This window comes from Vibrio sp. 2017_1457_13, assembly GCF_030851525.1.
In the GTDB taxonomy this organism is placed as follows: Bacteria; Pseudomonadota; Gammaproteobacteria; order Enterobacterales; family Vibrionaceae; genus Vibrio; species Vibrio metschnikovii.
The window spans coordinates 47803-57291 of the sequence record NZ_VHTA01000014.1 but is presented as its reverse complement, the minus strand read 5'-3'; the positions used below and the strand labels follow the sequence as shown (position 1 = coordinate 57291).

The following is a 9489-nucleotide window of genomic DNA, read 5'->3' as shown; positions in this document are numbered from 1 at the left end:
TCCAAGAGATGGACGATGCCAATTCATCACTGGAAGCAAGCGCTAAATCGCTTTATGATTATGTTTGAAGAACGATTAACTGATTACTTGTAAGCAATAGCAGTTACACAAAATTATTTACAGGGTCGAGCAGTTCCAAACGTTCGAATATATAGTATTAATATTCGCTCACGATAACCTTGCTATGTATTTATGGTGAATTGAAAAGTTTGTTTTAACAAAGGCTGTAGCTGAACCACTCTGGCGACGGATTCAGCGTTTATATAACGTCTTGGGTCCATGGTCACAAATCCCCAAAACTGCAAAAATCGCTCAATAAACCTTGATTCAATAAGCATACTTAAGTTTCTTTCTGGCGAGACGTAATCATCTGCAGGGAAGGAGTGTAGTAAATCGGGGAAAGCTATCATCACTTCGTCAATCAGCTGATCGACACTATTGTGGCTTTGAATGCGCCACAGCATAAATAGCCAAAAAGTACGTAAGTCGACATCGAACTCAAAACTGTCCAAATAACCCCAATTATATTTGCTGATGGCGGCTTCTAGCATGGGTTTGAAAAATGCTTGTAGCCCTTGGGCTTGGTATTGTTTTTGCGCTGATTTTTTTACATGGTAGCGACCGCTTCGCCGATAAATAATGCCACTAATTTCGGCTAGCACTCTGGTGTAGTGCAAGGCATTGAACTTGTCTTCGTTGCTGCCCGCAAACTCGCTGATGCTTATATCACGTTCGAATTGAGCAACGGCAAACTCAGGCAATAACGCACTGGCCTGTTTGACTAATTTAGTCGGTAAGTTGCCTTTACTTGTGGCTTTGAAGGAGCCTTCTTGGACCATAGCCTCATCAAGAATGAGGGCTAAATAGCGCATTATAGGGCTGAAAGAAAGATCTTCTGGTGTGCTGATGGTCACCCACTGTAATTGATCAAAAGGCGCATAAAGCCAATTGGCCATTTGCGTTGGCGTCACACCACAAAAATCGGGATGAGGTTGATTATTGCGATCCTGAACTTTGTGTTGTAAAGCAGTGTTGAGTTCATCAATACTCAAATTTGGGTTCATTGCCAGCATAGCTTGAGCATCATCGAAGACTTGGGCATGTTGCTTGGAAACGCTGCTCATACAACAACGTTTAAATTTTTTACCACTGCCACAATGGCAAGGATCGTTACGACCGAGCTTCATTGTTGTCCCTTATTATTGTTGTAAAAAAAGCGCTGTGCATATGCAAGCGACCTCAACTGCGATTGCTGCTTAAATTGGTCTATTGAGTGACATAATCAAAACGCTTGAACGCCAACCAAGCAGACGCACCGCTTGTATTCGGTGCTTTAATGAGCTGCCAAATTGGCGGTTGACACTTAGCTTGTTCAGCCATTTGCAAATAGACAGCCTCACACAAACCTTCTTCATAGCCGAGCGCGAGATTTTTAGAGGTAAACTTAATCAACCAAAAAACAGCACTAAGATTTAGTAAAAGCCATAGGCAAGTAGTGAGTAAAGTTTAATCCCCCTCGCTCTGATTAAACAGCGCACTAACCACAAGCTTTTTGGGCAGCATGTATGCGAGGCTTCTTATCTAGCGGACAATCTGCGCACATTTGGGTGCAAGGCAGTTTGTGGCGCAGACAACACACGATACGCGCGCTTTGCTGCTCCTTAAGTCTTAATTTTCGCCAAAAGGGATTGATTGTCGGCTGATCACTTACCCTTAATGATAACTCTGGACGAGCGAATATCTCGTTTATCCGTTGATCACGCCAGCTATCAGGGAGTGACAGCTCCCCCAGATACCAATGCACAATATAAGCTTGATGACTAAAATGAAGCTTTGCAGCCACAGGGCTAAGGCAAGTTAAACGCTCGACGATCGGGATGAGCAATCGTTCGAGTAACTGCTCCCAACTGGCAAGCTGACTGACGGAAGCAAGATAATTCGTCTCTGGACTAAGCAATAAATAAAAAGTTTCTACTCGACCACTTTCGTGCGCTTCAAAGTACCAATTATCCCAACTGGATGCCGCAGCAATGGCACGCTGAAGCTCACTACCGGGCGGACAACAAAACAGCCACAATAATAAAGGTGGCAGTTGCAGACCAAAAAACCACTGACTCCACATTGAATGTAATGCCCTTGCATCGACTTCTCGCGTTGCCTCTCCAACAACGCTCCCTTTTACTCGATAGCTAAGAGCAAACTGTTCCAACCATGGTCTGTAATGTGTCGCACTGAGCACCGAGTTTAAACAATGAGCATTTGGAGGTAACTGCTGCAAATTATCGATGGCTTTGAAATGCTCAGCATAAAATGCCGCTTTTTGGCTGAGCAAATGGTTGAGCTGGTTAGCTAGAGTGATTATTCCCATGATGGTAGTCCCCCATTGACTTCATTATGTTCATCACTTCGGTGATAACCGCTCGCCATTCTCACCCGAGGGATGATCATTAGACACAGCGCTTCAGGGTCGGGCTAAAGGGATTAATGGAAGGCGTGTTTATATCCATCCTTTAGTTAATTCCTCGAAGGTTTACCGGGCTGAACGAAGCTAACATCACGCGAAGGAAAACGATAACATCTTCTTCTAATGCTCTCTCAGAATAGTAACAACACCCTAACACAAATAATAATTAAAATAAAAACTATTATCAATCAACCAGATAATGACTATAACTATCTTAAACTCTAAATACATACCCTGTTTTTAGAGACTATTTTCCCACACAGTTTGGATTACAAAGAAGAGAAAAGCCGTTGAGCATCCGAACTTAAGTACTCCAGCGATAGCAATTATTGGCCCAATCTGTCGCCAAGGCTTCGTAAGTACAACATCACCATAACCTAGAGTACTGATTGAGGTACCAACAAAGTATAATCCCTCTGTGACCGAAGACACTAATCCAGCCCAACGCAAAAATATCCCCCACCCGACAACCTCAAGTAAATGGGCAAAAAATAGGATCATAAAACAGCATAGGATAATTATCTTTCCTGCGTAGCTCGGGCTAAAGTGCTCAATAAACCAAGGATGAGCTCGTAGAAAATCTCCAGCGACATCAAATATTAACCATGCATGCACATAGAAGAGACTAAAGACCAGCAAAACGGCTAATAAATATATTTTAGCGATAGAAAAAGGCTTAAAACTTTTAATATTGCTCATGTTATTTCTTTACCTATTGTCAAAAATTAATGCGTAAAGCCCTGAATGCTAGAAAGCGATATATTTCAGTAGTAGTTATATTGCCATCTCAATTATCTAAGCGGATGAATAATCTGACTTAAGAAAAAACAGAGATAATCCAATAACAATGGCTATCGTCTTAGAGGCTGCATTTTTAACTTCAGAGCAAGCTCTCGCGCGAAGTCAGTTTACCCATAATAAAAGCTAAGTTAACTGAGCTAATAAGTGTCGCCACATGAGCATCCCCTTGCGCTTGTCGGGCATCAAGTAATGCCGTATCTGCGACTGTGATTGCATCAATCGTACCGATATCATTACGATAAGCGGCAATGGCGGCTTCGTAAGTAATTGACGCAGCTGCAACCAGCTCGGTTGCTGCATGATAGGCTTCATGTGCCGTGCGTAAAGCGTTATGTGCAGCAATAATTTCTGCTACGGCAGCATTTTGTACCCGCTGAAACTCATCCTCAGCAGCCTCAAATCGAGACTTAGCCTCTGTAACCCGCGCACTTCTTAAACCGCCATCATAAATAGGTACGGTTATTCCCAAGAGAACACTGTTCCCAGATCCCTGCTGACTGATTGAGGGAAGACCAGAAATATCGAAATTTCCAGATCCCCAGCTAGCACTTGCACCCAAATAAACCTTGGGTAAGTAACCCGCCTGAGCCGCATCAACACCAGCTTTACTCGCCTGTAAAGCGGCGTAACTTGCTGCAACATCAGGACGTTGTGATAAGGCTTGCTGTATTAGCCTATCCATAGGAGTATCAATGGGTTTAGGAAGGGGGTGTTGCGTTATATTAGCAGCATCAACGTTCAATTCGCTATTAACACCGACAATGGCAAGCAGATGATAATAAGCCGTACGCTCATCACCAATAGCCTGAATACGACGAAATTTAGCCTGAGCGACGGCCTGCCGTGCTTGAGCAACATCCATGGTCGTAGCGAGCCCTTGATCCGCTCTTGCTGCAACCGCCGCTTGAATATCTTGAGCGTTGTGTAAGGCCTCCTCAGCAAAACTTCGCCGTTGAATGGCTGCACCATAACCGTAATAAGCTTGAGAGACATCGAAAATCAATTTTTGATGTGTGCCATTGAATAAAATATTTGCTGCTACCGCAACCTGCTGACCTTCCATTGAAAGCGCTTTTCGCTGTCCAAAATCAAACAGAAGCCATTGAAGTGACAGTATTTGTGCGCTGCCTTGTTCTGTATTATCGATATGACGCTGGCCGAAAATTTCCGGTAATGGAACGGTGACCGTCTGAGATCCTCCCACAACACTTGCTGCAATGAAAGGTAAGTAAGTACTTTCGACCATGCCAACCGCAATTGCCGCTTGTCTCGCGCGTTGCCAAGCCGCTCGTGTTTCTGGATTCGTTCGTTGTGCCAAATCAATCAATTCAGGGAGCCCATAGCGTTGTTCAGAATCAATAAACTCATTTTGCCTAAATTGCGCACGAGCAGGGTTTTCGGGAATACTGAAGTCTGGAATAACATGAGTTGGAGTGGGCTGACTATCATCGGAACCAGCCAGACTCCATAATGCGGTTTTATCCTTATCACTTGGTACCCATGGCTGATCCGGAGCTGGAGACACCCTGTGATCCACATTAGATACGCAGCCAGAGACTATCAAAACCATCATTAATACGATGAATGAAGAACCAACACGACATCGCAAATAATATCGACCGTTATTTATCATGCTGCCTCCATAACGTGATCCAGTGAATCAATAAATGATGCGGAAAGATCAGAACGCTCTTTCAATTCAATATTATAAGAACCGGGCTTTCCGGACTTATCTTGAAATCGTAGTGCAAGATCATCAAGTAAATCAGCAAGTGGCCCAAGGTCCGTTTCACCGCTCAACCAAATGGCTCTATTGAGCGATTCTATTTCATCAATCGCTTTTTTAAGAGCCGCTTCACGTTTTGGTGGCGGGCGTAACCATTTTGGCTCAAACGGCAATAGACACAACGCTTCATCACATTTTCCGACTAACGATTCTACAGCAGCAGTATGCCCCAAAGCCTGTATGCGTTGATGGGAAGGTAACCTAGCCATCCGAGTCAACTCCGATAGAGCACGAGAAAATAATGTACGGACCTCGCCCTCTAAAGGCGCGGGCCAAAGACGAGAAAAAATCAGATAAACCACAACATTACCGAGCAATATACCAAAAATTCGACCTTGCGCGGTTTCCAAACTCAGATTCGGACCAAAACCCTGCAATACGGTGAGTAGAAAGGCGAGCGCTACCTGAACACCAGCATAAGAACTACGCTCTGGCCCCGTTGAAATCCAAGCGCTAATTAAGCAGCCTAAAAATATCAATACCATTAACGAAGCAATATCATCGATATAAGGTATCACCCAAAAGATAGAGGCAATGCCAAGTGATGCTCCTATCAAACACCCAACAATGCGCAGCGCCAACTTGTGTAAAGTCTCTCCTGTCGTTCCTAATGCTGCTACATAGCAAGTAATCATCGCCGTATGAATGCCTTGCCAATCGATAGCGGTATAGATAAGAAAACAAATCATCGCAGCTAAGGTCGTTTTGAACGCAAAACGAGTGTAGGCAGGATTAGTGAAAGCGTCTGGGGCAACAAATGCGGGCTTGCTTGTCGACACGATTTCAGGCTCACTCGCTCCCGCAAGTAAACGGAGCGCATCCCAGGCCTGCTTCTCTGCTTCTCCCATTTCAGTGTCAAGATCTTGAGCACGAGCAATTGAACATTGGGGAGCCTTCCCCTGAGCAAGTGAATCATCAATATCACGAATAGCATCCACTAGAGCGATCCGGCGATCAGCATCCATAGAGGCGGGTAAGGCGGAAACAGCAAGCATGAGTTTAAAACCTGCACGAATATCGGTAGCTATCTGTTGCGCGGCAGAAAGATTAACTAAACGAAGTGCTTTTACAGTAAGCGCTTGCGGCTCAAAGGCACTATTTCCTTCGCGTAGATATTGAAGTAACGCGGCTGAGTCACCGGTTTCTAATGCCTTAATAGTCACGGCCAATCGAGAGCGCAATTTATCCCGTAATAGCTGTACTGGTGAAAATCCGAGTAGAAAATTAAAGCCGATCATTAATATCATCGGCATAGCAGCCATTAACCAAGCTTCACGCAGTGCAAAGCTCGCCGCTTCGCCAAACGGTGCCTTAACGATCAAAGTAAGTAAAAAAGCAATGATCAACGCCGCTACGCTACCTTGCTCCCCTAGCTGTGTTGCCGCGCCAAGATAAACCAGCAAAACAGAAGTGACGACAATAGCCGCCATGATATGCATCGTCGAACCATTCGTTAGGTTGATAAGCCAAACCAAAAACGCAATAAGTCCGGGCAATAAGATGAGAAAGCCAAAACCCGTGACAATATTGACCACCGCATCAGGCTTCATTAGAAAGATGACTAGGTAGCAGCTGATCGCAGCTTCAGGGATCTGAAACATCATACCGACCGCGGTTACCAAAGCGCATAACAGTGCAATTCGCCAAGCTAAACCCGCTCGCCCTGGCGCTGACTGTAAATCCTCCAGAGATTGAGACCATAAATACGACATCAACTCGCGAGTATTACTCTTTTGAACGGTCATCACAATTTTCGCTATGCTTGACTACCGCAACCGCTGAAGCCCCTACACGCATCAAAGATGCTGGAGGATTATCGATAATGATTCGTACAGGAAAGCGTTGAACAATCCGTACCCAATTTAATGATTTGGGTACGTAAGGAACATTGCGAGGTAAATTGATCAGCTCTTCAGATATCACTCCCCAACCGATACTATCAACCCGACCGTAAACGGGAATAGAACGATCTGCCAGTATATAAACCTGTGCACAGTTGCCCACAGCAATATGAGCCAGCTCTGTTTCGGGAAAAGTCGCCAAAGCGTACCATTTACGAGTATCAATAAGCGTAAACAGAGACTGCCCGGGAGCAACAATCTCTCCCGTTGAAACCGTGAGACCGACGACAAGACCTTCATGTGGGGCACGTACTTGAGTTGCCGCTAATTCATGCTCAGCAATCGCTAATGCTGCTTGCCGAGCACCAACTAATGCCTCTGATTCATCAAGACTGGTGATCAAAGCTTGAGCCGCAGCCTCTTGATGTATGGCTTGTTCGAGCGTGGTTTGAGCATCATCCCTCGCCGTTCTCGCATCATCCACTTGCTGAACAGTAACGTACCCCTTAGCCGCTAATGGTAATAGCCGGGCAAGTGCGGTCTCTGCAAGAGAGAGATTGGTACGAGCACGATGAACCTGTTCTGAAGCGATAGCAGCATTGGATGACTCAGCCGTAATTGTTCTACGCTGAGCATCACGCAATGCTTTAGCAAGCTGTAATTCTGATCTGGCTTTATTGACTATTATTTCATAGGGTTTGGGATCAATTTCAAATAACAACTGTCCCTCGTCGACACGCTGATTATCGGTTACAGCAATAGTGATTACTCGTCCTGCAACGATAGAAGCAACGTTAACAACATTTGCACTCAGTACCGCATCCTCAGAAAGAGCCTTATCTGTGCTGTGTTGAAAGTAATACCATCCCGATACAAGTGCGCCAAGTACAACCGCTATCGCCAAGGCAGTACCCACAACACTATATCGACGTGTATAAGCAGAGTTAGACATCACTAAACTCCAAAAACAGTGATCGCTAGCGTCAAAGTAATCATACTCGCAAGCGCGATATAAACGATCGTTCGTAACGGGATGCCTTCATCAACACCAAGTCGGATTAAGACAATACGTATTAATACCGTGCTAATTATCCCAATCATGGCGCATATAAGCCAAGACGGAAAATAAGCGCCATAAAAGGGTAACAAAGGGCTCACCGATATGCCCCTTATTGATGAGATAAGAGTGTTTGCGTTCCATCCCATGCTCCACCAGAGAACTGACTGAGAGGAACGACCATTGGACTTGATTGTTTGCGTAATGCTCCTAGGTCAAAAGTGACGTAATTTAAGCTTTCATATAAACGAACACTTAATCGCAGCCGTTTAAGATCAGATAACGAAGTCCAAGTCGAATATTCTGATGTGTACATACGGTGTCCAACCACTCCAGGAGCTACCTTATCTTGAAGAGCCTCGGTCATACGACTATCAATAGTGATACCTCGAGGTCGGTCGAAATTATTCATAATATGCGCCAAGGTCGTGACGGCTTCATCGGGTGTTTTCGCTTTTTCAGTAAACTGAGCATAATAAACCGCACGAACAAAGCGGCCTACCGACGTATTTGATGCCGGCAATCCTGCCGTTGCGATTCCTGAATCCGGTTGTTTAAACGTTACCCCGCCGAGTTTTATCTCTGATTGGTCGATATTACTTAAAAACGTGTAATTATTAAGATTAGTTAAGTGCCAAGTAAACTCAGGACCATTGGTCATAACACCTAAAGGATTTTCATAGATATGCTGTTTACCATTCGAAAACTCAATAACGATAGAGTGACCATTAGCATCGTGTAGAGTGTAGTGGAAAGGGGTTTTCAATAATCCCATGGGTAATAGAGCGGTGACCAATACAGGCTGTTTCTCTAACGCGGCCTTGACGTCATTCACCGTTTTAAATTGTGATAATGCCCAACTTCCTAAATCGATCGCAGATAACATTTTTTGAGTTTTGTCTGACATATCTTCTGGGCCTTCAGTACTTGCAAAAGCTAAGACACTGAAACTCAACCCTTGATCATTAATGCCCTCGACTACTTTAAGATCTTTAGTAATAGGATCTGGCATGGCAATCGATAAAAAAGCGTGTTTTGCTTCATAATTTAAAGAAGCATGCTTATCGGCATGGGAAGAAAATTTCGAGCCTTGGGGAAAGAAAGCGACCTTATAATCTAGCTGGACCGGTAATTCCATGGTCCTACCCGCATAAGGCGCACCGTTGGCATCAGTATACAAAAGTGACGTACAAGCTTGGCTAATTGCTGGAAGCATAAACGTTGCCGCAAGTACTGTTGAAATGAGTGTTCGTTTGAGTGTAGATGATGCGTGCATGACAGCTCCTTGAAATAATTCTGTACCAAGTCACATGAATCCCCATTTAATAGGAGGTGTATCGACAAAGTATTCGTAAAAAAAATATAGTTCAATCAATGGCTTTGTCAATGAATCCACCTCTATCATTAGTTCATCTCAAAAAATAGAGTTTTTCCGCACCATCAATGTTGTAAATTCATTGCTAATCATCAGTTTTTACTGACAACTAAATAACGATAAAAAATAAATACATTTAAAAAGGAGATGGATTGTTTTAAAAAT

Annotated in this window: 8 protein-coding genes and 1 pseudogene; all 9 read right to left on the bottom strand. The window is 44.1% G+C overall.

The genetic code is table 11. The features are described from left to right. Nucleotides 1-182: 182 nt before the first annotated feature. The 9 genes and pseudogenes from FKN88_RS16420 to FKN88_RS16385 all read right to left on the bottom strand — a co-directional run bounded on the left by FKN88_RS16420 (nt 183) and on the right by FKN88_RS16385 (nt 9225). Complete coding sequence (locus FKN88_RS16420) at nt 183-1187, bottom strand: YecA family protein (RefSeq protein ID WP_306687691.1); 1005 nt, start codon at nt 1185-1187, stop codon at nt 183-185. Nucleotides 1188-1269: 82 nt separating this feature from the next. Beyond that, nucleotides 1270-1455, bottom strand: a pseudogene (locus tag FKN88_RS16415) (type II toxin-antitoxin system HipA family toxin); the annotation flags it as partial. An 82-nt stretch (nt 1456-1537) separates the two neighbouring features. Further along, the gene (gene fhuF, locus FKN88_RS16410) at nt 1538-2368 is read right to left on the bottom strand and encodes a siderophore-iron reductase FhuF (RefSeq protein WP_306687690.1); all 831 of its coding nucleotides are present in this window, start codon (nt 2366-2368) and stop codon (nt 1538-1540) included. Nucleotides 2369-2704: 336 nt separating this feature from the next. Continuing rightward, on the bottom strand, nt 2705-3163 hold the full coding sequence (locus FKN88_RS16405; protein ID WP_158137604.1) for an ion channel: 459 nt from the start codon (nt 3161-3163) through the stop codon (nt 2705-2707). 181 nt (nt 3164-3344) lie between these two features. Continuing rightward, nucleotides 3345-4790, bottom strand: a complete 1446-nt coding sequence (locus tag FKN88_RS16400; protein WP_306687689.1) for a TolC family protein — start codon at nt 4788-4790, stop codon at nt 3345-3347. Nucleotides 4791-4894: 104 nt separating this feature from the next. Continuing rightward, a complete protein-coding gene (locus FKN88_RS16395) occupies nt 4895-6796 on the bottom strand; it encodes an FUSC family protein (RefSeq protein ID WP_306687688.1) in 1902 nt (633 codons plus the stop codon). Further along, nucleotides 6777-7844, bottom strand: coding sequence for a multidrug transporter subunit MdtN (mdtN, locus tag FKN88_RS16390; protein WP_158137603.1), 1068 nt, complete (start codon nt 7842-7844; stop codon nt 6777-6779). The genes FKN88_RS16395 and mdtN overlap by 20 nt, the downstream gene beginning before the upstream one ends. Nucleotides 7845-7846: 2 nt before the next feature. Then, on the bottom strand, nt 7847-8098 hold the full coding sequence (locus FKN88_RS17535) for a YtcA family lipoprotein (protein ID WP_072670339.1): 252 nt from the start codon (nt 8096-8098) through the stop codon (nt 7847-7849). Next, on the bottom strand, nt 8062-9225 hold the full coding sequence (locus FKN88_RS16385; RefSeq protein WP_199249765.1) for a linear amide C-N hydrolase: 1164 nt from the start codon (nt 9223-9225) through the stop codon (nt 8062-8064). Before FKN88_RS16385 ends, FKN88_RS17535 begins: the two co-directional genes overlap by 37 nt. Between the last annotated feature and the right edge of the window lie 264 nt (nt 9226-9489).

What these genes read in the sequence shown, in the direction of transcription:
- mdtN (WP_158137603.1), bottom strand. Translation starts at nt 7,844, where the DNA reads ATGTCTAACTCTGCTTATACACGTCGATATAGTGTTGTGGGTACTGCC.
- fhuF (WP_306687690.1), bottom strand. Translation starts at nt 2,368, where the DNA reads ATGGGAATAATCACTCTAGCTAACCAGCTCAACCATTTGCTCAGCCAA.
- FKN88_RS16405 (WP_158137604.1), bottom strand. Translation starts at nt 3,163, where the DNA reads ATGAGCAATATTAAAAGTTTTAAGCCTTTTTCTATCGCTAAAATATAT.
- FKN88_RS16395 (WP_306687688.1), bottom strand. Translation starts at nt 6,796, where the DNA reads ATGACCGTTCAAAAGAGTAATACTCGCGAGTTGATGTCGTATTTATGG.
- FKN88_RS16385 (WP_199249765.1), bottom strand. Translation starts at nt 9,225, where the DNA reads ATGCACGCATCATCTACACTCAAACGAACACTCATTTCAACAGTACTT.
- FKN88_RS17535 (WP_072670339.1), bottom strand. Translation starts at nt 8,098, where the DNA reads ATGGGATGGAACGCAAACACTCTTATCTCATCAATAAGGGGCATATCG.
- FKN88_RS16420 (WP_306687691.1), bottom strand. Translation starts at nt 1,187, where the DNA reads ATGAAGCTCGGTCGTAACGATCCTTGCCATTGTGGCAGTGGTAAAAAA.